The 26,930-nt window shown below is 70.0% G+C and carries 23 protein-coding genes; 12 read left to right on the top strand and 11 right to left on the bottom strand.

All coding sequences use genetic code 11. From position 1 onward, the window contains the following. The first annotated feature begins 364 nt into the window (after positions 1-364). Positions 365-772, top strand: a complete 408-nt coding sequence (locus tag G6038_RS24290; protein ID WP_165040528.1) for a four-helix bundle copper-binding protein — start codon at positions 365-367, stop codon at positions 770-772. 10 nt (positions 773-782) lie between these two features. Here the strand turns inward: G6038_RS24290 and G6038_RS24285 are convergent, their stop codons facing one another. From G6038_RS24285 to G6038_RS24275, 3 genes are all read right to left on the bottom strand, one after another. Further along, positions 783-1,946 (bottom strand): alpha/beta hydrolase, encoded by a 1,164-nt coding sequence (locus G6038_RS24285; protein ID WP_165040526.1) that lies wholly within the window; start codon positions 1,944-1,946, stop codon positions 783-785. A gap of 327 nt (positions 1,947-2,273) precedes the next feature. Continuing rightward, positions 2,274-2,492, bottom strand: a complete 219-nt coding sequence (locus tag G6038_RS24280; RefSeq protein WP_165040524.1) for a hypothetical protein — start codon at positions 2,490-2,492, stop codon at positions 2,274-2,276. 622 nt (positions 2,493-3,114) lie between these two features. Further along, entirely contained in the window at positions 3,115-4,419 is a 1,305-nt protein-coding gene (locus G6038_RS24275; protein ID WP_206025544.1) for an APC family permease, read from the bottom strand. Between the two features lie 250 nt (positions 4,420-4,669). Here G6038_RS24275 and G6038_RS24270 point away from each other — a divergent pair, with 250 nt between their 5' ends. Both G6038_RS24270 and G6038_RS24265 read left to right on the top strand, forming a co-directional pair. Beyond that, the gene (locus tag G6038_RS24270; protein ID WP_165040522.1) at positions 4,670-5,368 is read left to right on the top strand and encodes a response regulator transcription factor; all 699 of its coding nucleotides are present in this window, start codon (positions 4,670-4,672) and stop codon (positions 5,366-5,368) included. 23 nt (positions 5,369-5,391) lie between these two features. Then, complete coding sequence (locus G6038_RS24265; RefSeq protein WP_346772908.1) at positions 5,392-6,486, top strand: HAMP domain-containing sensor histidine kinase; 1,095 nt, start codon at positions 5,392-5,394, stop codon at positions 6,484-6,486. Between the two features lie 144 nt (positions 6,487-6,630). Here the strand turns inward: G6038_RS24265 and G6038_RS24260 are convergent, their stop codons facing one another. Beyond that, positions 6,631-7,287, bottom strand: a complete 657-nt coding sequence (locus tag G6038_RS24260) for a DUF2202 domain-containing protein (protein ID WP_165040518.1) — start codon at positions 7,285-7,287, stop codon at positions 6,631-6,633. Positions 7,288-7,511: 224 nt separating this feature from the next. Here G6038_RS24260 and G6038_RS24255 point away from each other — a divergent pair, with 224 nt between their 5' ends. After that, positions 7,512-8,942: a DUF1254 domain-containing protein gene (locus G6038_RS24255; RefSeq protein WP_165040516.1), complete on the top strand. Its 1,431-nt coding sequence runs from the start codon at positions 7,512-7,514 to the stop codon at positions 8,940-8,942. Between the two features lie 69 nt (positions 8,943-9,011). Here the strand turns inward: G6038_RS24255 and G6038_RS24250 are convergent, their stop codons facing one another. Further along, entirely contained in the window at positions 9,012-9,809 is a 798-nt protein-coding gene (locus tag G6038_RS24250; RefSeq protein WP_165040500.1) for an SDR family oxidoreductase, read from the bottom strand. A gap of 101 nt (positions 9,810-9,910) precedes the next feature. Between G6038_RS24250 and G6038_RS24245 the strand changes: the two genes are divergently transcribed. Beyond that, entirely contained in the window at positions 9,911-10,198 is a 288-nt protein-coding gene (locus G6038_RS24245) for a hypothetical protein (RefSeq protein WP_165040498.1), read from the top strand. Here G6038_RS24245 and phoU read toward each other — a convergent pair. Next, positions 10,149-10,820, bottom strand: coding sequence for a phosphate signaling complex protein PhoU (gene phoU / locus G6038_RS24240; protein WP_165040496.1), 672 nt, complete (start codon positions 10,818-10,820; stop codon positions 10,149-10,151). The genes G6038_RS24245 and phoU overlap by 50 nt on opposite strands. 219 nt (positions 10,821-11,039) lie before the next feature. On the opposite strand from phoU, the gene G6038_RS24235 reads away from it, so the two are divergent. Both G6038_RS24235 and G6038_RS24230 read left to right on the top strand, forming a co-directional pair. Then, the gene (locus tag G6038_RS24235; protein WP_165040494.1) at positions 11,040-12,326 is read left to right on the top strand and encodes an ATP-grasp domain-containing protein; all 1,287 of its coding nucleotides are present in this window, start codon (positions 11,040-11,042) and stop codon (positions 12,324-12,326) included. Next, entirely contained in the window at positions 12,326-14,377 is a 2,052-nt protein-coding gene (locus G6038_RS24230; protein ID WP_165040492.1) for a CocE/NonD family hydrolase, read from the top strand. Before G6038_RS24235 ends, G6038_RS24230 begins: the two co-directional genes overlap by 1 nt. Positions 14,378-14,397: 20 nt before the next feature. Here the strand turns inward: G6038_RS24230 and G6038_RS24225 are convergent, their stop codons facing one another. After that, the gene (locus G6038_RS24225; protein WP_165040490.1) at positions 14,398-16,164 is read right to left on the bottom strand and encodes a thiamine pyrophosphate-requiring protein; all 1,767 of its coding nucleotides are present in this window, start codon (positions 16,162-16,164) and stop codon (positions 14,398-14,400) included. A 137-nt stretch (positions 16,165-16,301) separates the two neighbouring features. Between G6038_RS24225 and G6038_RS24220 the strand changes: the two genes are divergently transcribed. From G6038_RS24220 to G6038_RS24210, 3 genes are all read left to right on the top strand, one after another. Beyond that, positions 16,302-16,793, top strand: a complete 492-nt coding sequence (locus G6038_RS24220; RefSeq protein WP_165040488.1) for a metallophosphoesterase — start codon at positions 16,302-16,304, stop codon at positions 16,791-16,793. Positions 16,794-16,874: 81 nt separating this feature from the next. Beyond that, positions 16,875-18,173, top strand: coding sequence for a dipeptidyl aminopeptidase (locus G6038_RS24215; RefSeq protein ID WP_165040486.1), 1,299 nt, complete (start codon positions 16,875-16,877; stop codon positions 18,171-18,173). Positions 18,174-18,563: 390 nt separating this feature from the next. Further along, the gene (locus G6038_RS24210; RefSeq protein ID WP_165040484.1) at positions 18,564-19,298 is read left to right on the top strand and encodes a M23 family metallopeptidase; all 735 of its coding nucleotides are present in this window, start codon (positions 18,564-18,566) and stop codon (positions 19,296-19,298) included. 52 nt (positions 19,299-19,350) lie between these two features. On the opposite strand, the gene G6038_RS24205 is transcribed toward G6038_RS24210, so the two are convergent. Continuing rightward, on the bottom strand, positions 19,351-21,324 hold the full coding sequence (locus G6038_RS24205) for a M13 family metallopeptidase (protein ID WP_165040482.1): 1,974 nt from the start codon (positions 21,322-21,324) through the stop codon (positions 19,351-19,353). A 136-nt stretch (positions 21,325-21,460) separates the two neighbouring features. Here G6038_RS24205 and G6038_RS24200 point away from each other — a divergent pair, with 136 nt between their 5' ends. Continuing rightward, on the top strand, positions 21,461-22,858 hold the full coding sequence (locus tag G6038_RS24200) for a wax ester/triacylglycerol synthase family O-acyltransferase (RefSeq protein WP_165040480.1): 1,398 nt from the start codon (positions 21,461-21,463) through the stop codon (positions 22,856-22,858). Further along, positions 22,855-24,063 (top strand): serine hydrolase domain-containing protein, encoded by a 1,209-nt coding sequence (locus G6038_RS24195; RefSeq protein ID WP_165040478.1) that lies wholly within the window; start codon positions 22,855-22,857, stop codon positions 24,061-24,063. The genes G6038_RS24200 and G6038_RS24195 overlap by 4 nt, the downstream gene beginning before the upstream one ends. Before the next feature lie 88 nt (positions 24,064-24,151). On the opposite strand, the gene G6038_RS24190 is transcribed toward G6038_RS24195, so the two are convergent. The 3 genes from G6038_RS24190 to G6038_RS24180 form a co-directional block, all read right to left on the bottom strand. Continuing rightward, positions 24,152-25,075, bottom strand: a complete 924-nt coding sequence (locus G6038_RS24190) for a PaaI family thioesterase (protein ID WP_206025539.1) — start codon at positions 25,073-25,075, stop codon at positions 24,152-24,154. Positions 25,076-25,156: 81 nt separating this feature from the next. Next, entirely contained in the window at positions 25,157-25,930 is a 774-nt protein-coding gene (locus tag G6038_RS24185; RefSeq protein ID WP_165040475.1) for a pirin-like bicupin family protein, read from the bottom strand. Positions 25,931-26,044: 114 nt separating this feature from the next. After that, positions 26,045-26,930: pirin family protein (locus G6038_RS24180; protein WP_165040473.1), on the bottom strand; the 886-nt coding region annotated here is incomplete at its 5' end.

Here is a 26,930-nt window from a genome sequence, read left to right as displayed (position 1 = left end):
GCGGGAGCTGGCATGGAAAGCCACCACCGGCGAGCAGCGCACGGCGATCACCGACCAGCTCCGTCGCCTGCAGGACCACGTCACCGACCACGACACCGCAACCCGCCACCACCTCGACCACCTCGCCTGTCAGGTTCGCGACGCACTCGAACGGCGCTGGGACCCGGCGTGACCTGGATCTCGAGCGCAGTGGGGGCAGTGTGGGGTTGATCTGCTCGGCGGTCACCCCCACCGGGGGACCGGAAAGAGATTCGGTTTCTCGCGTTATCCCTCGGACGCGGCGGGTACGCAAGGCGGTACCGGATCCTTCGACAACGCGATCCGGCTCGACCGAAGAACAGTCCGGACGGAAGGAAGAACGTTCATGAGCACTGCATCCACCATGCTCGACAGCTACCCGAAGGACCTCGGCAGCATCGACACCGGCAAGCTCGCCGCCTGCATCGAGGCGTGTATCGACTGCGCGCAGGCGTGCACCGCCTGCGCCGACGCCTGCCTGAGCGAAGACTCGGTGGCAGATCTGGTCAAGTGCATCCGCACCGACCTCGACTGCGCCGACATCTGCGAGACGACCGGGCGGGTCCTTTCGCGGCACACCGGTTACGACGCCAGCCTGACGCGCGCGGTGCTCGAAGCCTGCGCGATGGCATGCAAGTCCTGCGGCGACGAATGCGCCCGGCATGCCTCGCACCACGCGCACTGCCGCACCTGCGCCGACGCGTGCCGCCGGTGCGAGCAGGCCTGCCGGGAGTTGATGGGCACCCTGGGCTGAGCCCCGGCGCTCACCGCCCGCCCGCGCTCACCGGCCGCAGATCCTGGGCGGTGAGGCGATCGACGAAAGGTACGACCTTCGCCTGCACCGCGGCGTTGTAGGCCTGCGGCTGCTGGATCGGGTTGGCGTGGCCGGTGCCGTCCAGCCGCACCACCCGCAACGAGCCCTGTGGGCCGCCGACCCGGTCGAACAGCACCTTCTGGGTGTAGTCGACGTCGACGACCTCGTCGTCGGTGCCGTACCGCGGCCGCAGAAAGACCACCGCCGGCCGTGGCCGGTCCCCGCGCCGCACCGCCAGCGCCCGCAGATCATCGAGCGCACCCGAGGCGACGATGGACTGGAACTGCGCTTCGATCAGCCCGTTGCTCGCGGCGTCGGTGGAGAAGATCTTGTCCCGCAGTACTTCGGTAACCGCCTCGGCCAGCGCGCCGGGATCGACGGTGGGCAGCCTGTTCCGGTGCGCAACGAGATAGCGGTCGTTGCGGGCGGCGGTCTCGACCACCAACCGCAGGGTGCGGCTTTCCCGGGCTCCGGGCAGCCAGCCCATCCAGCGCAACAGGTCTTCACCGGTATCGCGTTCGTCCGCCCGTACGGCGTGCAGATCGATCGGGGTGCAGTCGAGGAGCACCGCAAGAAGGTTCAGATCCGAGTCGGTGACGACGTGCTCGGCCACCTCCAGGGCGAGAATGCCGCCCATGCTGTGTCCGGCCAGCACGATTCGCTCCACTCCCGCCTGTTCGGCGTGGTCGATGATCATCCGGCTGATGACGGCGGTGTCGATGCCGGCGTTGTCGTACTGCACCGCCCATACCTGCCCGAGCTCGGCCAGCGCCGGCAGGGCGAGGGCGGTGTCGGTGGCATCGAGGTTGCCCAGTCCGACCAGATCCACGACTGCGGTGGCGCGGTCCGCCGGATCGGCCGCGTCGAAGATCGAATGCAGGTGCGGCGTGGTGTGGGCCAACCTGGCCCGCTCCGGTGCCACGTCATGAATCCAGTACTGCCCACACAGGATAGACACCGGGACCATCAGCAGGGCCAGCCGCACAAGGAGACGGCGCAGCCGTCCGAACCGCTGCCAGCGGTGCCCGAGCCGGGTGGAGCGCAGGCACGATTTTCGACGCTCGTTGCTCCAGTCGGTCACGGGGCACGGCGCCAGAGACAGCTCGTCGACCATGTGCCCACGAGCCTAGTCACCGCACCCGCCCGCACCGGTGGAGCGGCGGGTGTCGGTGGCGCTCGCAGTGGTACTCGCCCCGGCACCACATCGAATCCGGCCCTCGGGCCGGCGTGCACACCGGGCGCACGCACCTGATGACGTGTCAGGTCGAGTCGGTGGATGCGGTGGCGCTGCTGTCGCCGCCGGCGGCGACGATCGGAGTCGCCCCCGGCCGGGGCTCGGGCCGGAGTGTGTGCGCCTGCGAGTCCATTCGTGCCAGATGTAGTTCGATCCACTCGGTGCTGATTGCTGCCGACGGGGACGCGTACCGATTCACGGGCTCACCTACGAGGTGGGTTGGGGGTATTCGCAGTCGATGGTGGGATTCACGCCCGCGTAGTTCAGCGGTCCCGCCACGATGGTGACGGCGATGGTGCCGACGCTGGCGCAATTGGTCGAGGCATCTTCGTAGTAGCCGCGTTGCCCGGCGGCGACGGCGCCGATGACCAGCCAAATCAGCACCAGCACACCGAGCACGCTGGAGAGCCGGCTTCGGGTTCGCATCCTCTTCTCCTGTTCACTGGGGTCAGTTACGGGTACGACACGCTGAGGCCAGGGGCTCGTCGACTGTGTCGCAACACACCAGCGTGGTGTCGAACAGAGCCATACCGATACATCCGAGGAACGACACGCGCGTCGGATCGAGATACCAGGTCGCCCTCGTAGGCGACCGCTTCCTGCAGGTCCGGCACGAGCACAGGCACGGTGGCGATGTCGATCTCGCCGCGCACGGACATCACCGCGGTACCGCCTGGGCGGTCTGGATACCGACCTGCAGTGTGTGCTCCGCCGCGATACCGGTCTCCGACGCCGGGTACGGCCACTTGCGAAGCGGCGGGGTATGGGTGGGAATAAGGTTCGGCGTTCACCACGGCGTTCCGTTCGGTGCGGTCGGCCGGGGAACAATCGTGCCCACACATACACAGGTCAGGGGCAGACACGGCCCGGTCGGCCGGGATCGAGTGCGTAGATCGTGTCTGGGATCTGCCGTCGACGCTAGTGACCTGTGGCGCGACGGCCAAGGTCGAGCTCTCTCGGCCGGCGCATGGTTATGCGATTGCAATGCCGGAGTCGGCCCCCGGTCAACCGTGTCCGAGACCGCCCGCCGGCCGGGACGGTATCACCGTCACTGCGACCGGCGCTCACCGGAGGAATGTCGGTGTGCCGCTGCGCCGCCGCGGCGGCGCACGATCACCCACTGGCCTCCGAAGACGAGGGCGGCCACCGCCGCGGTGACGACCACCGTGAACAGATCCGTGCGCATCTTCATGATCACGAACGGCACAAGCACGAGCACATCGAGTGCGATCGCCACTGCCGGGATCCATGTCGTGAACTCCACCTCGTGGCGCAGACGACGGACCATGCCCCAGTGGATGGCGATGTCCATCGACAGGTACAACATCGCCCCGAGCGAGGCGATCTGACTCAAGTCGAACAACGTCGCCGTCACCAGCGCCAACGCAGCCGTGATCAGCAACGACTGCCGATTCACCGACCCCGGCAACCCGGGTACCTGCCCCATCTCGCGCAGCATGTCGTACAGACGCGAGACCGAGAACAGGCTTGCCACCAGCCCGGACAGGGTTGCGACCACCGCGACCGCGACCGTCAGCCACACCCCCCAGGACCCGAACAGCGGCTCGGCGGCCTCGGCCAGCGCGTAGTCGCGGGCGGCGACGATCTGCGGCACCGACAGGCTCCCGGTGACCGCGACGGTCAGCAGCAGATAGAGCACCGTGCACACCGCGATCGCGATCACGATCGATCGTGGGATGTTGCGTTCGGGATCGCGCAGATCGTCGCCCTGATTGGTGATCGTGGTGAACCCCTTGTACGCCAGGATGCACAATGCGGTGCCGGCGAGAATGCCCAGGAGCCCACCGTCCGCCGGGGTTCGTCCGCCTCCCCCGGTGAACAGGTCCGACAGCGCGGATACCCCGGTGGCGGCGATGCCGGCCACTGCCAGTGCCCCGATCCCGACGATCTTGATCGCCGCGGTCACCGTCGCCGATCCCTCCACCCACCGGTTGCCGACCAGATTGACCAGTGTCGCGGCCACGATCGCCGCGACCGCCAGGACCGGCACCCACACCGCCGAACCCTGCATCCCGAACGGACGCAACAGATAGGTGCCGAAGGTCCGGGCCAGCAAGCTTTCCGCCAGGATCATCGACACGTACATGAACAGCGAGAACGACCCGGCCAGCACGCCGGGGCCGTAGGCCGCCTTCAGGATCATCGCGATCCCCCCGGAGGAGGGGTCGGTGCTCGAGTACCGCACGTACGAGTAGGCACTGAACGCCGCGACCACCGCACCGGCGACGAACGCCCAGGGGACCCAGGACCCGGCCAGCTCGGCCACCTGCCCGACCAGGGCGAAGATGCCCGCACCGATCATCACCCCGGTCCCCAGCGCGACCGATCCCATCAGCGACAGCTTCTTGTCGTTCTCGGTGTCCGACGGCACCGGCGCCACCTCGTCCCGCACTCGTAGATCCGTCGCGCCCGCCCGGGTCGCCGGGGAGGCGGCGTCCGCGGGTCTGTGCACCGACAACTCCGCGGTGGACTGCACGGCTGGATTACCCTCGGTCTGCCCGTCGAACACCTCGACGAGAACTCCTGTCCACAACAGCCCCGTCGCCCGGTCGGACCGGCCCGTCGGATCGAAAGGGGAAACTGTGCCCCGCAGCGTCCTCGTCGTCGACGACGAACCCCACATCCGTCGCGTCCTGCGCGGCTACCTCGAGGCGGACGGCTACGACGTCATCGAAGCCGCAACGGGTTCGCAAGCGCTGACATCGGTCCAGTCCCGCCGCCCCGATCTGGTGCTGCTCGACATCCGCCTTCCCGACCTCGACGGTCTCGAGGTGCTGCGCAGGATCCGCGGATTCTCCGACGTGTACGTCGTGCTGGTCACCGCGCGCGCCGAGGAGGTCGACAAGCTGGTGGGTCTGGCGGTGGGCGCCGACGACTACATCACCAAACCGTTCGCGCCTCGCGAGGTCGCCGCCCGCGTCCGTGCCGTCCTGCGCCGCGCCCGAGGCACCGACGGGACGTCCTCCCGCGTGGTCGCCGCCGGTCTGACCGTCGACCCCGACACCCGGGAGGTGACGGTCGACAGCACCCCCGTGGAGCTGTCCGCGCTCGAGTTCGACCTGCTCCTGGCCCTGGCCCGGGCACCGGGCCGGGTGTACTCGCGCCGGCAACTGCTCGAGAAGGTCTGGGGTGGGGACTTCTTCGGTGACGAGCGGGTCGTGGACGTGCACATTCGCAGCATCCGCCGGGCGCTCGGCGACGACGCCACCGCCCCCCGCTTCATCGGGACCGTCCGCGGGGTCGGCTACAAGTTCGTGGCCACGGCCGGGGCCGACCGGTGAACCTCGGCGGTTCCCGGTTTCCGGTGCCGAGCCTGACGACGCGGCTGTTCGTCTCCCATCTGCTGGTGGCGGTGGTCGGCGCGCTGGTCACCTTCGCCGTCGTCCGTGTCGCGGCACCGGCGTTGTTCGAGGAACGCGCCCCCGGCCCCGGCGGCGGCCGGGGCCGCACGTCTCCGTTGCGCGAGGTCGTGGCCGATGCCGTGACGACGGCGTTGCTGCTCGGGGTGCTCGCTGGGGTGATCGCGGCCGCCGCGCTGGGTCTGCTGGCGTCCCGGCGCCTGCTGCGGTCGCTGCGGTCGGTGCGCTCGGGCACTCGGGCGATCGCCACCGGTGACTACCGGCACCGCATCCCGGTGCCGCCGGAGTCCGAACTCGCCGCGGTCGCCGCCGACGTCAACGATCTCGCCATCCGCCTCGCCGACACGGAAGCCCGGCGGGTCCGGCTGCTGTCGGAGGTGGCGCACGAGATGCGTACCCCGTTGACCGTGATCGACGGCTACGCCGAGGGTGTCCTCGACGGTGTCTTCGCACCGGCAGAGCTGGTCCAGATCGAAGCCGAGGTGGGCCGGCTGCGCAGGCTCGCCGATGATCTGTCCACCCTGTCCCGGGCGGAGGAGGGCCGTCTGGACCTGCACCCGACCGACGTCGATCTGTCCGACCTCGTCGGACAGGTCACGGCCCGGCTGCGCCCGCAGTTCGACGACGCCGGCCTGACCGTGACCGTGCACCCGCCGTCCCGGCCGGTCGTGGTGTGGGCCGATGCCGACCGGCTCACGCAGGTGCTGACCAATCTGCTCGGCAACGCCCTCGCCGCGACGGAGACCGGCGGCGTGAGCATCGACGTCACCGCCGGTCGAGACGTCGCCACCGTCACCGTCGCCGATACGGGCGAGGGACTCGACCCGGACGATGTGGAACGGATCTTCGAGCGCTTCTACCGGGTCCCGTCCCGGCGCCGGGGCGAGCACGATCCCGGCTCCGGCATCGGCCTGACCATCAGCCGGGGCATCGCCCGCGCCCACGGCGGCGACCTGTCGGCCGACTCCGCCGGCCGCGGTCACGGATCACGGTTCACACTGCAGTTGCCCATTCGGGGCGACCACCCGATCCGACGCTGACACACCCTTCCGCAACCGAGGGAAACCTGCCCCGGGTCGCGGAGCCGGGGTCGCCCGAGCGGACCGGCCCGCGTGCCGTGCGTTCCTCGGTATGCGCCGCGTGGCTGCACCCCGACAGCGGGCCGGCCGTCCGGCGGCTGTGCGTCATTCCGAGTGCTGCGGTCCCGGCCCGTGTCCCTGGCCTTGCCCGTGTCCCTGGCCCGGCCCCTGCCCCTGCCCTTGGCCCTGCCCGTGTCCGCCGGCCGGCTCCTCGCCGGTCAGGGCTGCCCGGAAGGCCTGCAGATGGTGCTCGGAACCGGTGCGCAGCTTGCCGTACACACGGTCGATCGCGTCCTCGTCGCTGACCTCGATGGCGGTGGACAGTTCGGCGATATCGGCGGCCTCGAGTTCGGCCCCGACCGCGTACGCCTCCTCGACCGAGGTGAGACCGCGGGCGAGCCAACCGTCGTAGGCGCTCTGCAACCGAGGCTCGGCGTAGGTTCCGGCAGCGAGCCCGGCCGACGGATCGCTCACCCCGTAGCGACCGAGCAGGGTTCCGACGGCATCGTAGTGACGCTGTTCGCTGGCGGAGATGCGCTCGAAGATCTGTGCCCCCCACTTCTGCGCGAACTGCTGGTACAGATCTCGTGCCAGGCGTTCCTCCTCCCGCATCACCACGAGGTCGGACTGCTCCTGTGTGGACAGCGCACCGCCCGTGTTCTCGTCCGGTTCCTGGGCTGTCGCGACGGCCGTCCCGAATCCCGCGATTCCGATCGTCGCTCCTGCCGCGAGTGCGGCCACGGTCTTTCGCCAGGTGTTCATCACCGGCACCACCTTTCTCTCCCCACCGAGTCAACGCACCGTCGGTGAAGAGTTCCCGTCCCGATGTGTGAAGCTTGTGTGAGAGGGCCACCGCAGGGACGGGTTCCGAAGATGCCGGGGTCCTCGGCTTCCGCTGGGGGCGAGCTATGGGCTTTGGACCCTAGAAGCTCGGTGACGTGATTCGTAGCGTCGGAGTCGGCGGCATCGCGACGAGGAGGCTGGCGATGACTAATACGAAGGCGACCCCGATCCCGGCCGGCATCGAGTCGCCCGACGAGGTCCGGACCCGGTTGGGCACATTGCGGTTCTTCGACGGCTTCCCGGACGACGCGACGGTCCGGACGTTGTTCGACAACCTGGACTTCCAGCGCGCCGTGCAGGCGTACCTGCTGGCCCTGCCCGCGCTGAACATGGCAGCGATGCGCAGGGCGCTTCTCGAGTGGGGCCCGGTGAACTCGACCGCGTACGTCTTCGAAGACCTGATGCACCCGCGCACCGTGTGGCTCACGGCGAACACGAGCACGTCGTACACCGCCATCTGGATCGACCTGCACGACGGTCCGCTCGTGATCGAGGCGCCGCCCGGTGTGCTGGGCGCGATCAACGACAGCTGGGGACGCTGGGTGGCCGACGTCGGCTTGTCCGGCCCCGACAAGGGCGAGGGCGGCGCCTACCTGCTGCTGCCCCCGGGCTACGACGGTGAGGTTCCCGACGGCTACTTCGTGGTGCGGACCAACAGCTTCGGCATGGTGCTGTTCGCGCGGGGCTTCCTCGACGAGCACGGCGATCCACACCCCGCCGTCGAGGTCATCAAGGCCCGGACCCGGGCCTACCCCCTCGCGCTGGCCGACCGTCCGCCGTCCCTGCGGTTCGTGAACGTGTCGCCGGAACCGATGGTCGGCGTTCCGCCCGCCGACTTCCGGGCGTGGGAAATGCTCGACGAGGTGGTGCAGTCCGAGCCGCCCGAATCGTCCGATCCGCTCACCCTGGGATTCTTCGCCTCGATCGGTATCCGGCGCGGCAGACCGCTCGACCCCGACGAGCGCATGCGGGCGATTCTCACCGAAGCCGCCGCGGTGGGCGACGCCACCGGTCGCGCTCTCACCTACCGGTTCCGGCAGCCGGAAGCCTACCGCCACCCGGGCAGTACGTGGCGCGCGATCTTCCTCGGCGGCCACCGGTTCGAGGAAGACGGGGTCGCCCTACTCGACGCCGCCGCGCAGTTCAACTTCTCGGTCATCGGCATCAGTCCGGCTGAGGACGTCGAGAAGATCGGCGCCGGATCCCAGTACGTCGTTGCCTGCGTCGACTCCGAGGGTGCCCCGTTCGACGGCGGAAGCGTCTACCGGCTCCGCGTCCCTGCGAACGTTCCGGCAGCCGATTTCTGGTCGGTCCTCGTCTACGACACCCAGACCCGGTCCATGCTGCAGACCGGGCAGGAGTGGCCGTCGGTGACGAGCCAGGACCGGGATTTCACCACGAACGACGACGGTTCCGTCGACGTCCACTTCGGTCCCGAACCGTCTGTGGGCGGCCACAATTGGATCCAAACCGTTCCCGGCAAGAGCTGGTGGGCCATGTTCCGGCTGTACGGTCCCTTCGAACCGTGGTTCGACAAGACGTGGCGGCTGCCGGACATCGAGCGACTCGGGTAGCGGCGCCGACGCCGGCATCGTGGTGCCCTCGGTCACGGGTGCGCACCGGCGAGAGCAAGCGGTGGGACCTCAGATCTCGCGCCAGCTCTCCTCGGCCATGTCGTGGCCGTGTGCCGCCATGAGCATCAGCCCACCGTCGACGGGAATCGAGCCGCCCGTGAGGTACGACGAGCGCGGCGACGCGAGGAACGCGATGGCCGACGCGACCTCGTTGACATGCCCGGGCCGGCCGACCGGGTTGCCGGGGCGGTCCTCGTGATACGCCTGCGATTCGTCCATTCCCGTCATCGGGGTCGAGATCTCGCCCGGCGCAATCGCATTGACGAGGATGCCGTGCCGGCCCAGCTCGAGCGCGAGGCACTTGGTGAGCATGCCCAGGCCGGCCTTGGCGCTGCAGTAGGCGGCGGCGCCGAGCCGGGGGATGTGCTCGTGCACACTCGTGACGTTGATGATCCGGCCACCGCGGCCGCCCGCGATCATCCGACGGGCGGCGCGCTGAGCGCACAGGAACGGACCCTCGAGGTCGGTCGCGAGCACCTCCCGCCACGTGTCGTAGCTCAGGTCGAGGATTCGGTCCATGTGCCCGGTTCCGGCGTTGTTGACCAGAACGCCCAGGCCGCCGAGCTTCTCGGCGAGCGTGTCGACGACGTCGGCGGTGTCCGGACTGGTCAGGTCCTGGCGGACGACGAAGCAGCGCTGTCCGCGCTCCTCGATCCCGTCCCGGGTGTTCCGGGCCCCGGCCTCGTCGGTGTGGAACGTGATGCCTACGTCGAATCCCTCCGAGGCCAGCACCTCGGCGGTGGCTTTGCCGATTCCCGAATCGGCACCGGTGACGATCGCGAGTCTCTCGGGTGCAGGAATACTCATGCAAGGCCTGTACCCACTCGTCGGCCCCTCCATGTCGATCGGTGGTCGACGGGCGCTCACCTCGAGTAACGTCATGACCGGTGAGCACAGGAGGTGCCTACATGACCACCTTTGCCGTGACCGACACCGGCGACGGGCTGGACGTCACTCTGAACGGCACGACCCACCGTCTCGACGTGGAGGACGCGCGCCGGCTGGCGCACCGGATCCTCGACGTCGTCCACGCCGCCTACCCCGAGCGCACGGGCAGAGGCCTGGAATCGTGGCCCACGGAGCGAGTGCAGGAGTTCGTCGCCGACCTCGAACGGACCGTGAACCCGGACCGGCCCGGGCACATTCTCAGGGCCGCCCGGGTGGAGCTGGATCGCCGTCGGGGCGCCGCCCGGTGATCAGGAAGATGACCCGTTCGGCCACGTCCACGGCCTGGTCGCCGAAGCGTTCGTAGAAGCGTGCCACCAGGGCGAGGTCGACGGCGGGGGTCACGCCGTGCGTCCACTCCGGGTCCCGGAGCGTCTCGAGCAGGCGGGCATGGACGGCGTCGAGTTCCGCGTCGGTGGTCCGGACCAGGGAGACCAGCTCCAGATTCGGCTCCGTCAAGGCGTCACGCAGTCCGCGGGCCATGCCTGCCGTGAGTTCGCCCATCCGGGTGATGTCGCCCCGGACCTCGTCGGGGACGAGTTCGCCGGGGGTGCGGCGCCGGGCTGCGCGCGCGATGTGCAGGGCGAGCTGGCCCATCCGCGCGAGGTCGCTGCTCATCCGCACCGCGGAGAACACGAATCGGAGATCGCCGGCCACCGGATGCTGCAACGCCAGGATCGCCACGGTCCGCTCGCTGCACTCGGCGTGCAAGGTGTCGATGTTCTCACCGAGATCGAGCGCCTCCTCGGCCGCGGCCACGTCGCCGTCGAGCAGCGCACGCGTCGACAGCTCCAGGGCCTTCGCCGCGAGCTCGGCGAGACCCCGGAGCCTGCTGGTGAGGTCGCGCAACTGTTGATCGAACGAGGCCCTCATGTGTACCGATCCACTGCGCTGTCCTCCGTTGCCGTTACCCAGGCATACCCGGAAGGGGTCCCCGGTATGCCCGAGCCGCGACGAACTGCCTATCTCCACCGGTCGTCATCCGATTGCGGCAACGAGGTCGCGGCACCCTCTCATCCGCCGATCCCCGCAATACGGACCGAACGGACGGCCGAGGTTTCGGCGCGATCAGGCCGGGATAGACAGGTCACGATGAATAGGAACATTTTCGTACCCGGACTGACCGATCTACAGCGAGGGGAACTCGGCACCGTCGAGATTCCCGAGGGCTTCACCCTGCACGGGTTGCTCGACTACGAGTCGCTGGTCTCCGCCGAGAGCTTCGATTTCGCCGCGTTGCTCGAGCGGGCCGACAAGGAACTGGATTCCTTCGAGGGCAGCGTCGACGCGATCATCGCCCACTGGGACTTTCCCACCAGCGTGCTCGTGCCCATCCTCGCGGCCGAGCGCGGCCTGCCGTCGCCGAGCCTCGAGAGCGTGATCCGCAGTGAACACAAGCTGTGGAGCCGCATCCTGCAGCGAGAGGTCGTGCCCGAGTGCGTGCCGGCCTTCGACGCGTTCGATCCCTTCGATCCGGACGCACTCGACAAGATCGACGTTCCGTTCCCGTTCTGGGTCAAGCCGATCAAAGCACACTCGTCCCAGCTGGGCTTCGAGGTGTCGAACGCCGAGGAGTTCGCCTCCGCCACCGCACGCATCCGAGAGGAGATCGGCCGCATCGCGGATCCCTTCGACCAGGCGCTGGCCCACGTGGACGTCCCGGCGGAGGCCCGTGCCGCGGGCGGTCGCACCTGCCTGGCCGAACAGATCGTCACCGGTACGCAGGCCGCGCCGGAAGGCTCGATGTTCCAGGGGGAGTTCGAGGTGCACGGCGTGTTCGACATGCGCAAGGACGAGGCCGGCCACAGCTTCGATCACCTCGACTATCCCGCGCGTACCGTCCCGGCCGAGGTGCAACAGCAGATGATCGACGTCACCGAGCGCTATCTGCGGCACACCGGCTACGACAACGGTTGCTTCAACTCCGAATTCATGTGGGACGCCGAGACGGGCAAGCTGTGGCTCATCGAGGTGAACACCCGCATCTCGCAGTCGCACAGCGACCTGTTCGCCAAGGTGGACAGAGCGTCCAACCACGCGGTGGCGATCGACGTCGCTCTCGGCCGCCGTCCGCGGATGCCGCACCGGAAGGGCGAATTCGCGGTGGCGGCGCAGTGCATGGTGCCTCGCTACGACGACGGCATCGTCACTCGCATCCCGAGCGAGGACGAGATCGCCTCGCTGCAGGCACGTTTCCCCGGCACGGTCGTGCGGATCGACGTACGGCCGGGCACCCGGCTGTCCGACCTGCCCAACCAGGACGCCTATCGATACAAGCTCGCCACCCTCTACATCGGTGCTTCCGGCCACGACGAACTGGAGCAGCGGTATCGCGACTGCCTCGAGGCGCTGCCCTTCGAATTCGAGGAGGTCACCTAGTGCACACGGTCGAGTCGTTCCCGTACGAGGTGCGAGACGTCGAGAACGTGTTCATCCCCATGTGCGACGGTGCGCGCCTGGCCGCCCGGATGTGGCGACCGGTCACCGACGAACCGGTGCCGGCGGTGCTCGAGTACATCCCGTACCGGAAGCGGGACCTGACCCGGGCCCGCGACGCCCTCAACCACCCCTATCTCGCCGGGCACGGCTACGTGTCCGTGCGCGTGGACATGCGCGGCAGCGGCGACTCCGACGGGGTGCTCGCCGACGAGTATCTGGCCGCCGAGCACGACGATGCCCGCGACGTCATCGCCTGGCTCGCCGAACAGCCGTGGTGCGACGGCAACGTCGGCATGATGGGCATCTCGTGGGGCGGGTTCAACAGCCTGCAGGTGGCCGCCCGCCGGCCGCCGGCGCTCAAGGCGATCGTCAGTGCCTCCGCCACCGAGGATCTGTACGTCGACAACATGCACTACATGGGCGGATGCCTGCTCTCGGACAATCTCTCCGAGGCGACGGTGATGTTCGCATTCAACAGCCTGCCACCCGATCCGGCGATCGTCGGGAACCGGTGGCGCGAGATGTGGCACGAGCGCCTGTCCGGCAGCGGGTTGTGGATCGAGCAGTGGCTCGGGCATCAGCACCGCGACGACTACTGGAAGCGGGCGTCGGTGAACGAGAACTACGGGGACGTGGAGTGTCCGGTCCTTGCGGTCGGCGGCTGGGCCGACGGCTACACCAACGCGATCTTCCGGTTGCTCGAGCATCTGGACGTGCCGCGTCTCGGCCTGATCGGCCCGTGGGGGCACAGGTATCCGCACCTGGGTGTGCCGGGGCCGGCGATCGGGTTCCTGCAGGAACTCGTCCGCTGGTGGGACCACTGGCTCAAGGGTCGCGACACCGGGATCATGGACGAACCGGTGCTGCGGGCCTGGATGCAGGACAGCATCCCGCCACAGCCGTCGTACGCGGACCGCCCCGGTCGCTGGGTGTCGGAACCGTGCTGGCCGTCCCCGAACATCGAGGACCGGCGATACACCCTGACCCGGCACTCGTTGTCCGACAAGGCACCCGACGAGAGTGACCACCATCGGATCCGGCTGCAGTCGCCGCTCAGTGTGGGCATGTTCGCCGGCAAGTGGGCCTCGTATGCCGCGACACCCGACCTGCCGGGCGATCAGCGGGAGGAGGACGGCGGTTCGCTGGTGTTCGAAACCGAACCGCTCGACGACACCTTCGAGGTGTTCGGTCTGCCGACGCTGGAGCTGGACGTGTCGGCGGACCGGCCCAACGCGATGGTGGCGGTACGTCTGTCGGATGTGGCGCCGAACGGGGAGGCGACCCGCGTCACCTACGGCCTGCTGAATCTCACCCACCGAGACGGCAGCGGCGACCCGCAACCCCTCGAGCCGGGCCGGACCTACCGTGTGCGTGTCCCGCTCAACGGAATGGCGCATTCCTTCCCCGCGGGACATCGCATCCGGTTGTCCGTGTCCTCGTCGTACTGGCCTCTGGCGTGGCCGTCGCCGGAACCGGTGACGCTGACGGTGAACACGGGAAGCAGCACCCTGACGCTTCCGCACCGCCCGCAACGTCCCGGGGACGACGAGAGGCTGCAGGCGTTCGGTCTTCCCGAGGCTGCTCCCGAGGCGCCCGCGACGCACGTGGAACCGGGCAGGCACCACTGGAAGGTCGAGCGGGATCTGGCGACCGGTGTCTCCACCCTCGAGGTCGAGAACGATCAGGGCACGATCCTTCTCGACGACGTCGGCACGAGGGTGCGTCGCGCCACCACCGAGTGGTTCAGTTTCCGCGGCAACGACGTCGGTTCCGTGCGGGGCGAGACGCGGACCGTGCGCCGCCTCGAACGCGGTGACTGGCGTACCGAGATCACAACGAACACTGTGTTACGTTGCACGGCAGACGAATTCATTGTCGACGCCCGATTGGACGCCTTCGAGCTGGGGAACCCGGACGTCGATCCGCGGCCGGTGGAGAAACGGGTCCATTCGCAGAACTGGCACCGCCGGATTCCGCGGAACCTCGTCTGACCGGCAGCACACTGCCGCCGTCAGTTCTCGGCTTCCTGCTCGCGCTGCCGGCGGAGCCGCTGTGCGGCCGTGTGTGCGCCTTCCCGCTCGAGGGCCTGGAGCATCTTGTCGACCTTGTCCGCAGAGGCGCGCGGTGGAAGCAGCGGTGTGGCCGGATCGACGACCGCCTGGATCAGCACCGGACGGTCGGCGGTCAGCGCGGTGCGCCACGCCCCGTCGACGTCCTCGGGTTGCTCGACCCGGATGCCTTCCAGTCCGAGCAGTCGGGCGTAGTCGGCGTAGGGGAAGGGCGGGACGGCCTGCGAGGCGGGGATGCGGGCGTCGCCCTCCATTTCCCTCTGCTCCCAGGACACTTCGGTGAGGTCGCCGTTGTCGAGGACGAGGACGGCGAAGCGCGGATCGGCCCAGTCGCGCCAGCGGTGGGCAAGGGTGATCAGCTCCGAGATGCCGTTCATCTGCATGGCGCCGTCCCCGGCCAGGGCGATCACCGGACGATCCGGGTGGGCGAGCTTGGCGGCCAGTCCGTACGGCATCGCGGACCCCATCGATGCGAGCGTGCTCGACAGGTGCGCCGGCACTCCCGGCGGCAGCCGCAGGAAGCGCGCGTACCAGTACACGACCGAGCCGACGTCCACCGCCACCTGGGCGTCCGCCGGGAGCTGCTCGGACAGGGCCGCGACGACGGCCTGCGGATCGAGACCGTCCGCGGGCTCCGCGCACCGGGCGGCGGCGATCCGCCGCCAGTTCCGGACCATCTGCTCGACGTCGCGGCGCCACGGCCGGTCGGTTCGGTGCAGCCGGGGCAGCAGGGCACGCAGGGTCTCGCGGGCGTCCCCGGCGAGGGGCACCTCGACGGGATACTTGGCGCCGAGGTTGCGGGCGTCGATGTCGATCTGGACGGCGCGCGCCTGCCCCGGGGCGGGGTAGAACTCCGTCCAGGGATCGTTGCTGCCCACGATCAGCAGGGTGTCGCAACCGGCCGTCAGGTCTGCCGCCGCGGTGGTGCCGAGGTGTCCCATCACACCGCAGGCCCAGTCCCGGGACTCGTCGATCACCGGCTTGCCGAGCAGCGACGTCGTGACGCCGGCGCCGAGCAACTCCGCGACCTCGCCGATCTCCGGGGCCGCGCCGTATGCGCCCTGGCCGACGAGCAGCGCGACCCGTCGTCCGGCGTTGAGCAGGTCGGCGGCCCGGTCGAGATCGGCGTCGTTGGGCAGCACCCGCGGGACCGCGACCGTCGCGGCGCTGGGGATCACGCCGTGGATGTGCTCCACCGCGGTGACGTCGGCCTGCTGCACGTCGTGCGGGACGATCACACACGTCGGGCTGGAGGTCGCCCGTGCGGTGCGGAAGGCGTTGTCGAGCACCGCGCCGAGTTGTTCAGGGGTATCGAGGGTCTGCACATACTGGGCGCACACGTCCTTGAACAGCGTGGGCAGCGCGACTTCCTGCTGGTAACCGCTGCCCTGAGCCGTCGTCACCACGTGCCCGACGATCGCCACCACCGGTTTGCCGTCCAGCTTGGCGTCGTACAGACCGGTGAGCAGATGCACCGCCCCGGGTCCCTGGGTGGCCAGGCACACCCCCACCTCGCCGGTGTATTTCGCGTGGCCGGTTGCCATGAACGCGGCCATCTCCTCGTGCCGGGCCGTGACGAGTTCGATGTGCTCGCCCGCGCGGTCGAGCGCGGCCAGGATGGGGTCGATACCGTCTCCGGCGTAACCGAAGACGCGGTGCACGCCCCAGGCCCGGAGCCGGTCGACAATCCCGTCGGCGACGTTGGCCATGCTGTTCCTCCCGGTGGCGCCCGCCGTCCGACGCGGGCATCGTTCGTCGTGTATGCGTTCGTCGCGTACTCGGGGCCGGGTGCCCGGTGGGGGCCGTGCGAAACCTCGGGTGTCCGGGTGGGCGGCACACTGGTCGCATGAGGTTTCTGCTGCTGGCCGACACCCACGTCCCCGTCCGCGCGGGGGACCTGCCGGCGCGGGTGTGGGAGGAGGTCGACCGCGCCGATGTGGTGCTGCACGCCGGTGACTGGGTCGACGTCGCCCTCTTCGACGCCCTGTCCGCGCGGGCGGCCCGGTTGGTCGCGTGCTGGGGCAACAACGACGGTGCGGAATTGCGGGGCCGGATGCCCGAGATCGCACGCGTGACATTGGAGGGCGTGCGTTTCACCGTCGTCCACGAAACCGGAGCGTCGGCAGGCCGGGACCGGCGGATGTCGGCCGCTCATCCCGACACCGACGTCCTGGTGTTCGGGCACAGTCACATTCCGTGGGACACCACCACGGCGACGGGGCTGCGCCTGCTCAACCCGGGGTCGCCGACCGACCGTCGGCGGCAACCGTTCTGCACCTACATGACCGCCACCGTCGCCGACGGCGGACTGCACGAGGTGGAACTGCACCGCCTGTGACGGGCGGAAATCGTACATCGAGCCGAACGACCGGTTCGGGCGTACGGTGAGTGTGCCCCGCCACCGCCCGAGGGAGCTCACATGCCCGCGTCCTTCTTTGCGCATCCCCACCAGGCGTTCACGGCAGGTTTCTACCGCGACGAGGACTTCGACTTCGACGTCCGTTTCCTGCTCGGGCAGGCCGTGCCCGGCGCGGCGGACGTCGGCGAGGTGCTCGCCACGATCGCCCCACTCGGCGAGAAGGACCACGAGAAGTGGTTCGACGCCTGGGTTGCGCTCGGCACTCGCGTCCGACGCCTCGCCGACGCCTCCGCCGAGGCCGGGCACGCGGTCAGTGCCGCGGGCGCATACCTGCGTGCGGCAACGTATTTCGCCACCGCGGTCAACTCCGTCGACGGGCTGGGCGACGACGGCCCGCTGCTGCCGACGTTCCGGCAGCATCGGGCGGCGTGGGACCGGTTCGTCGAGACCACCCCGCACCCGGCCGAACGGGTCGACATCCCCTACGAGGACGGCTTCCTGCCGGGCTACCTGCTGCGTCCGCTCGGTGAGGAGACCCGCGAGCCCCGACCCACGCTGATCCTGAACAACGGCAGCGACGGACCGATCAGCAGCCTGTGGACCGCCGCCGGGGCCGGTGCCCTGGCGCGTGGCTACAACGTGCTGTTCTTCGACGGCCCAGGCCAGCAGTCCATGCTCTTCGAGCGCGGCGTGCCGTTCCGGCACGACTGGGAGGCGGTGATCACCCCGATCGTGGACTTCCTCCTCCGGTACCCGGAGGTCGACGACTCGCGCATCGCCCTCTACGGGATCAGCCAGGGCGGATACTGGGTTCCGCGCGCACTGGCCTTCGAGCACCGGATCGCCGCCGCAATCGCCGACCCGGGTGTGGTCGACGTGTCCGCGTCGTGGCTCGCCCACATGCCGAAGAACATGATCGAGCTGCTCGAGAAGGGCGACCGGGAGAAGTTCGACCGTGACATGGCCCTCGGCATGCGGCTGTCGGGCCGGCTCGAACGCACCTGGCGGTTCCGGGCGCGCCCCTACCGCAGGATGGGCTCGTACTTCGACACCCTCACCGAGGTGCTGAAGTACCGGCTCGGCGATCTCCCCGAGTCGATCACGACGCCGCTGTTCGTCACCGACCCCGAGGACGAGCAGTTCTGGCCCGGCCAGTCCCGGCAGCTCACCGAGCGGCTGCGCGGGACGAAGGAACTGGCGTCGTTCACCGCGGCGGAGGGCGCCAACTTCCACTGCCAACCCCTCGCCCGCAGCCTCACCGACCAGCGGATGTTCGACTGGCTGGACACGGTGCTGGCCGACCGGGCCCGCGCCCGGGCCTCCGACGGCGCGTCGTCGCGTGAGGTGGCGGAAGGCTGAGCGAGGTGGCCGCCGGCGGGACCCGACGCCACGATGGTGTCCTGTCCACACCCGCGCGGTTCCCGGTCAGCCGCGACAGCCGCTGCTGTCGCGGCTGACTGCCCAACGCGCGGCTGTGATTCCTCGGGCCGAATGTCACATTCGTGTCGCGGAACCGAACGCCTGTGACATTCGGTCCGCTGGGAGTGGCTACCCACCGGCGCGGGCATGCGCTAATCTGTGACTCGACCGTGATCAATCCGTTATTGAACGGACCGCTCGAACGTCGAGGACAGCAGCTTGACCCCGTACGCCCGCCACGATGGTGACAACTCCAGCGAAGCCTCCGAACCCGTGGCCCCCCGGCGCGGGGCACATCGACGCTCGACCCGGACCGGGCCCGCGCGTCGATTGCTGACCATCCCCCTGGCGGTCGGCGCCGTGCTCGCGGCCGGCAGCGCCGCGGCCCAGGCGGCGCCCGGGCAGCCCCGGGCCGAGGCCGCCCCCGAGCGGCAGCAGCCGACGGTCGGACTCTCGACCGCACCGCAGGTGCTGCAGCTCCCGGACGCCGGCACGGACCGGTACGTCGACCAGTTGCAGCGCGCCGCCGAACGGGAGGCCGCGCGCCTCGCCGCGGAAGCCGCGGAGCGCCAGCGTGAGGCCGAGCGCCTCGCCCGGGAGGAGGCCGAGCGGATCGCGCGGGAGGAGGCCGAGCGGATCGCGCGGGAACTCGCGAGCCGCCCGAGCGCAGTCTTCCCGACCGTCGGGGCGCTGACCTCCGGCTTCGGTCCCCGCTGGGGAACGGCGCACAACGGCATCGACATCGCCAACGCCATCGGCACGCCGATCAAGTCGGTCACCGACGGCACCGTGATCGAATCCGGTCCCGCCTCCGGCTTCGGACTGTGGGTTCGCATCCAACAGGACGACGGCACCATCGGCGTCTACGGGCACATCAACGAGTCGCTCGTGTCCGTCGGCCAGCAGGTGCGGGCGGGCGACGTGATCGCCACGATGGGCAACCGAGGTCAGTCCACCGGGCCGCACCTGCACTTCGAGGTGTGGCAGCCGGGCGGCGCCAAGATGGACCCGATGGCCTGGTTCGGCTCGCGCGGAATCTCGGTGCCTCAGTCCTCGCGCTCCTAGTCGGGCGCCGGTACGCCGCCCCGTCGGGGGGCGCGGCGCACCGGCGTCCGGCTCACCAGATCCGCACGCGCTCCTCCTGTGCGAGATACAGCGCATCGCCGGGACGCACGTCGAACGCCTCGTAGAAGGCGTCGATGTTGCGCACCACCCCGTTGCAGCGGAACTCCGGCGGCGAGTGCGGATCCACGGCGAGCCGGCGCAGCGCCTCCTCGTCGCGGACCTTGGTCCGCCACACCTGCGCCCAGCCGAAGAACACCCGCTGCAGGCCCGTGAGACCGTCGATCACGGACGCCTCGGCACCGTCGAGTGCGATCTCGTACGCCTTCAGCGCGATGGACAGACCGCCGAGGTCGCCGATGTTCTCGCCGATGGTGAAGCTGCCGTTGACGCGATGGCCGGCGAGCGCCTTCGGCTCGAACTCGTCGTACTGCGCGATCAGTGCCGCGGTGCGCTTGCCGAACTCGGTGCGATCGTCGTCGGTCCACCAGTTCTCGAGATTGCCGTCGCCGTCGTACTTGGCGCCCTGATCGTCGAAGCCGTGCCCGATCTCGTGGCCGATGACGGCGCCGATCCCGCCGTAGTTGGCGGCGTCGTCGGCGTGCAGGTCGAAGAACGGCGGTTGCAGGATCGCGGCGGGGAACACGATCTCGTTCATGCCCGGGTTGTAGTAGGCGTTGACGGTCTGCGGCGTCATGAACCACTCGTCGCGGTCCACCGGCCCACCGAGCTTGGCCAGGTCGCGGTCGTACTCGGCGGCGTAGCCGCTACGGTAGTTGCCGACCAGATCGTCCGCGTCGATCGTCACGGCCGAGTAGTCCCGCCACTTGTCCGGGTAGCCGATCTTGGGCGTGAACTTCTCCAGCTTGCGCAGCGCCGCCTCGCGGGTCTGCGGGCTCATCCACTCGAGGTCGGCGATGCTGCGCCGGTACGCCTCCTGCAGGTTGGCGACGAGGTGCTGCATGCGGGCCTTGGCCTCGGCCGGGAAGTGCCGTTCCACATACAGCTTGCCGACGGCCTCGCCGAGCAGGTCCTGCACGAGCGCCACGCCGCGCTTCCACCGGTCGCGGATCTCCTGCGCGCCGGTCAGGGTGCGGCCGTAGAACGCGAAGTTCTCGGCGACGAGCGCCTCGGTGAGGTACGGCGCGCGGGCGTGCAGAACGCGCCAGGTGGCCCACGCCTTCCAGTCCTCGAGGGACGCGTCGGCCCACAGCCGCGCGAACGTGTCGAGGAAGTCCGGCTGGCGGACCACGATCTCGGACCACTGTTCCTCGGTGGCACCCAGCGCGTCGATCCAGCCGCGCCAGTCGAAGCCGGGCCGATCGGAGGTCAGCGCCTCGAACGTCACGAGGTTGTAGGACAGGTCGGCGTCGCGCCGCTTGACCACGTCCCAGTGCCCGGCAGCCAGCCGGGTCTCGAGGTCGAGGACCCGCTGCGGGTCGTGCCCGATGCCCGCCAGCTCGAACATGCGCCCGACGTGCGCGACGTACTGCGCCCGGATCTCGGCGTGGCCGTCCTCGCGGTAGTACGACTCGTCGGGCAGGCCCAGGCCGGACTGCGTCGTGTGCATCAGATAGCGCGACGAGTTCTTCGCGTCGGTGTCCACGTAGTGCCCGACGGCGCCGCCGACCCCGACGCGCTGCAGCCGCCCGAGCACGGCCGCGAGCTCGGCCCGGTCCGCGGCGTCCGCCACGGCGGCCAGCTCGCCGGCGATCGGGCTCAGCCCGGCCGCCGCCGCGGCCTCGGTGTTCAGGAAGCTCGCGTACAGGTCGCCGATGCGCTGCGCGTCGGTGCCCCGCTCCGCCGAGGACGCGGCCGCCTCCTCGATGAGGGTGCGGACATCGACCTCGGCCTTGTCGAACAGCGTGCGGAACGCGCCGTCCAGAGCCCGGTCGGCGGGGATCTCGTATTCGGCGAGCCAGCGCCCGTTGACGTGCTCGAACAGATCGTCCTGCGCTCGGGTGCTCTCGTCGAGGTGGGTCAGGTCGATGCCCGAGTGCCGAGCCCGGGAATGCTCCACGATGGTCATGTCGTCCATCCTTACACCCATTCTCCGCACCCGGCACGGGCCTGCGCGTGCACGACCGGCCGTCCCGGCCCGCGACGAGTCCCGCTCGAGTTACCGTGACCGAAGCCTCACAGACACGTAGAAGCGGGGTGAGCATGTGGGTCTGATGGACCCGATTGACGCCGTTCTCATGACGGCGGAGCTGCTGGCCAACCCCATGCACGTCGCGGTGGTGCTGGTTCTGAATCCCCCCGAGGACGCCGGTCCGCGGTTCGTCGACGATGCGTACCGGGACGCCCTCGGCCGGGCCGGCGCGGTGGATCCGGTGTTGCGGCGCCGGGCGCACCGGGGATTGGACACCGGCGGGTGGTGGGCCTGGCGCGACGTGGACGACATCGACCTGAGCTACCACGTGCGGCGGGCGTCGCTGCCGCGGGGCGCCGGGCGGGACGAGTTGTGGCGCCTGGTGGGCGCGTTGCATGCCGAACCCCTCGACCGTTCCCGCCCGATGTGGGAGGCGCACCTCGTCGACGGCCTTCCCGACGGCCGGTTCGCGCTCTACATCAAGGTCCACCACGCGGTCCTCGACGGGATCGCGGGGCTGCGGATGATCGAGGAGTCGATGTCACCCGACCCCGATCGTCGGTCGATGTCCCCGTTCTTCGCCACCGGCGGGCGGGACCGGCCCGGGTCCGCGCACGGTGGGTTCCCGACCCCGCTCGCCCTGGTCCGCTCGGCCGTCGGGACGGTCGCCTCCGGAATGGGTCTGGTCCGTCGAACCGTCGAGGGACAGGTCGGCTCCATGGTGCAGGGCCTGACCACCGACACCACCGTGCTGCCGTTCGCGGCGCCGCGCACCCGGCTCAACGGCCCTCTCGGAGCCGGCCGCACCTTCGCGGCCGCCGGCTGGCCGAAGGCGCGGCTGCGCGCGATCCAGCACGCGGCGGGGGTGACCGGCAACGACGTCGTCACGGCGGTGGTGGCCGGGGCACTGCGCTCGTGGTTCGCCGAGCACGACGAACTGCCCGGTGACTCCCTGGTGGCGATCTGCCCGGTCTCGGTACGCGGGCGGCAGGACGGCGTGACGGCGGGCAATGCGTTCGGAACGGCGGTGTGCACCCTGGGTACCGACCTCGCCGACCCGGCCGACCGGCTGGGCCTGATCCACCGGTCGATGCAGGTGGCCAAGGAGCGCGTCGCGTCGCTGGGGCCGGTGCCGTCGCTGCTGGTGGCAGCTCCGAGCATCCTGCCGACCATTCTGGTCCCGATGCTCCCGTTCGACCCGAGGATGCGGCCCGGATACAACCTGCCGATCTCCAACGTGCCCGGCCCGCGCACCGAGCTGTACTGGAACGGCGCCCGCCTCGAGGAGATCTACCCCGTGTCGATCGTTTACGACGGGATGGCTCTCAACGTCACGGTGTGCTCGTATGCCGACCGTGTCGGTTTCGGATATGTGGCGGGTGGGGAAGTAATACCGGACATCGAGACGTTGATACCTCTGACAGAGCGGTCTCTGTCGGATCTGGAGGCCGCGGTAGGAGTGGCGCCATGAGTTCCGACACCGGAGCGACCAGGCGGGTGGACGGCGAGCACCCCCGGACCGAGATGATCGTCGACCCTCGATTCCTGCCGGTCGCCGACCGGTTCTTCCAGATGTTCCGCGACACCCGGCAGGGCGGCGGGGCGCTGGCCGCGTACCTGCACGGCGAACCGGTGCTCGACATCTGGGCGGGCTGGGCGTCCCGGGACAAGCGGTGGACCCACGACACGGTGGCGCTGTCGTTCTCCACCGGCAAGGGCGTCGCGAGCACCGTGCTGCACCGGCTCGCCGAGCGCGGGCTCGTCGACTACGACGACCCGGTCGCGACGTACTGGCCCGAATTCGGGGCCGCCGGGAAGGAATCCATCACCGTCCGGGAACTGATGTCGCACCGCGCCGGTCTGCACCGCGCGCGCGGCCTCGTGCCGGGACGCTTCGGGCTGCTCGACTCCGACGCCGTGGCGGCCGCACTCGCGGCAGCCGCGCCGGACCCGCGCCGGCTCGCCGGCCCCGGTTATCACGCCGTCACCTACGGCAACCTCGTCGCCGAGATCGCCATCCGGGTGACCGGCCTGTCCTTCACCGAGCTGGTCGAGCAGGAGATCGCCGGTCCGCTCGATCTGCGCGAGTTCTGGTTCCACGTGCCGCAGGACGAGCGGCACCGCATCGCCCGGGTGTTCCCCCGGCTGAATCCGACCCCCGCGCCGTGGGCGGTCACCGGCACCGTGCTGTCGCGTCTGCCCGGGTTGCGTGGCGTCGCCGAAGCGGGCATGGCCGAAGGCTTCGACGAGCTGGCCCGCAGTCCCGCGGCGCACGACGCGGTGATGCCGGGGTGGAACGGGGTGTTCACCGCTCGCGCGCTGGCCCGGATGTACGGGGCCCTCGCGAACGCCGGCGAACTCGGCGGGGCGCGGCTGCTGAAGGCGGAGACCCTCGAGCAGGTCCTGGAGGTGCAGACCCGTCGCCGCGACTACGTGCTCGGTATCCGCCCGAACTGGCGGCTGGGCTACCACCCGGGCTGGGTCGCCCTGCGCGAGCAGCCGCTGCAGTCGATCGGCCACTTCGGCTTCGGCGGCTCCGGCGCGTTCGCCGATCCGGAGACCGGTCTGTCCATCGCCTTCGTCACCAACCGCCTCGGTGGCGTCACCCCCATCTCGGACATGCGGTTCCCGCGCCTGGGTGCCGCGGGTGTCGTCGTCGCCCGGCGGGCGGCCTGACAGCGGGCCGCCCGACGGCCGGTGCGAGGCGCTGCGCAGGGGACGGTGAACTTCGCAGGTCGAGTTCGTCGGTCGGAAGCCGACACCTTCAGAGCGAACCCATATGCACGCTCGCGTGTGCCCGCACCAGGACCGTGCCGTCCGGTGCGGTGAGGTCCGTGTCGATCGAGGCGAGTCGCCGGCCCGCGCGGGTGACCTTCGCCTCGACGAGCAGGTCGGGACCCGGCGCCTGGGGTGAGCGCAGGTAGTCGAGGGTCAGGTTCAGCAGCCGGTACTGCCGGCCGGCGGCGGTGAGGGTCTGGGCCGCCAGTTCGGCGACGGCGTCGGCGACGGAGACCAGCACCCCGCCCTGCACCGCCCCCATGGGATTGGCCATCCACTCCACCGGCGGCACCACCGCGGTGACGTGGCCCTTCTCGACGGTCTGCAGGCGCAGGTCGAGTAGTCCCGCGAGCGGTCCGCGGGCCACCGTGCCCGCGGCGATGCCGGTGACGACGTCGAGCCCGGGGCGGCCGGCGAGTTCCGCCGGATCCGTCCAGGGTTCGGGGGTGGGCCGGACCAAGCCGGACGCGTCCGTGAAGGAGTCTGCGTCGAACACGGCGGGACGATCCACGACCATGGACCGTCCCGTCAGCTCGATCACCAGATCGCCTGCGTCGTCGCGGATCTGTGCGGTGCTCAGCGCCGTGTCCTCGTCCACGTGGACGGCGCGGCCGGTTCCGTGCAGATTTCCCTGGGCGGCAATCGGATTCGCGGTCGATGCGCTGAGTTGGGTGAGTACGGACCGGGTGTCGCGACCCTGGCCCCGCCACACGAGGTGCGGGGCGGCGCCGAGCACGACGTCGGTGAGCACGCCGACGGACCCCACGGTGGTCCGGCCGCGGTGGTCGAGGAATCGGGTGCCGAGCGGTTGGCGGAACGCCACCGTCCGGGGCTCTCCGGTCACGGTGTCGATGCCCATGAAGGCGTTGAGACGATCGGTTTCGGGGGCGGTGACGGTCACGGGAGGCATCCTGAGATCGGGAGGGGGCGGAGCGAGGGTTCGCTCGGTCACCGTACCGAGGCCGGGACCGGGGCGTCCCGCCCACCCCGGTCAGCCCAGGTGCGCGTGCATCTCCCACACGAGGATCTCCGCGGCCGTGTCGGTGTGGACCCGCTGGCCGCCGGAACCGGTCAGTCGCACGGCGTCGCCCTCCCGCAGGGTGCCGGCGCCCTCGAGCTCGGCCGTGCCCTGGGCGACGAACACGTGCAGGTACGGCGCATCGGGCAGGACGACCGGCAGGCCCGGCTGCAGCCGGGCGACCGACAGCCCGGCGTACTTGTTGTGGATGCGGATGGCGGCGTGGTCGCGGTGCTCGGGGATCCCGGTCGCGACGGGCACCAGTCCGCCGCGCATCAGCTCGTCGTCGATCTCGAGCTGTTCGTAGCCGGGGGTGATGCCCGACTCGTCCGGGACCACCCACATCTGGATGAAGCGCACCGGTGCGGCGTGCTCCTCGGCGTGCAGCCCCGTGACGCCGGGCAGTCGCCAGGAGTCGTTCTTCTCCGAGTGCAGGATGCCCGTCCCGGCGCTCATCCGCTGCGCCAGGCCGGGGTAGATGACGCCGGAGTGCCCGATCGAGTCCTGGTGCACGAGGCTGCCGCGCAGCACCCAGGTCACGATCTCCATGTCGCGGTGCGGATGCGTGTCGAAGCCCTGGCCCGGCAGGACGGTGTCGTCGTTGCTGACCAGCAGCAGCCCGTGGTGGGTGTTGTCCGGATCGTAGTGGTGCCCGAAGGAGAACGAGTGCTTCGAATCGAGCCAGGAGATCTTCGTCGTCAGCCGGTCCTCGGCGCGCCGGATGTCGATGGTCGGGGCGTCGGTCATGGTGTCTCCTCGAAAGGTATATCGCGGTTCAGGGTACGGAGCGGAACGGGGCGCGGGCGGGCCGGCGTGCCGGGCCGCGCAGCTTTCGGATGCGCGCCCCGGTCCCGACGCGCGTTACGGCAACTGCTCGTGTTCGGCCGGGACGGTGCCGAGCCGGCCGGCCTGGAAGTCCTCGAACGCCTGGATGATCTCGGCCTTGGTGTTCATCACGAACGGCCCGTACATCGCCACGGGCTCGCGGATCGGTCGTCCGCCGAGCAGGAACACCTCGAGCGATGCGGTGCGCGAGTCCTGGGTGGTGGCGGCGGTGAACGTGACGCTGTCGCCGTTCGGTCCGAACACGGCGGTCTGGCCCGCCCGGATCGGTGCGTGCTCCGCGCCGACGGTGCCGTCCCCGGCGAGCACGTAGCCGAGCGCGTTGTACTCCCGGCGCCACGGCAGGGTCACCGACGCGCCGGGCGCGACGGTCAGGTGGGCGAGGGCGATCGGGGTGTGGGTGACGCCGGGGCCGCGCACACCGCCGATCTCGCCGGCGACGACGCGGACGAGGGCGCCGCCGTCGGGGGAGGAGGCCAGGGCCACCTGGCTGCCGGAGATGTCCTGGTATCGGGGCTGCGCCATCTTGTTGTCCCGCGGCAGGTTCACCCACAACTGCACGCCGTGGAACAGGCCGCCGCTGGCAACGACATGTTCCGGCGGCGCCTCGATGTGCAGGATGCCCGACCCCGCTGTCATCCACTGGGTGTCGCCGCCGCCGATGGTGCCCCCGCCGCCGTTGGAGTCCTTGTGCTCCAGGATCCCGTCGATCATGTAGGTGACGGTCTCGAAGCCGCGGTGCGGGTGCCACGGGGTGCCCTTGGGTTCGCCGGGTGCGTACTGCACCTCGCCCATCTGGTCCATGTGGATGAACGGATCGAGGAAGCGCTGGTCGATGCCTGCGAATGCCCGGCGCACGGGGAAACCCTCACCCTCGTATCCGACGGGGGCGGTGCGGACGCCG

It is taken from the genome of Rhodococcus sp. 14C212, from assembly GCF_011058195.1.
Taxonomy (GTDB): domain Bacteria; phylum Actinomycetota; class Actinomycetes; order Mycobacteriales; family Mycobacteriaceae; genus Rhodococcus; species Rhodococcus aetherivorans.
The sequence above is the reverse complement of the archived record's forward strand: the minus strand, read 5'-3'. Positions and strand labels throughout refer to the sequence as shown.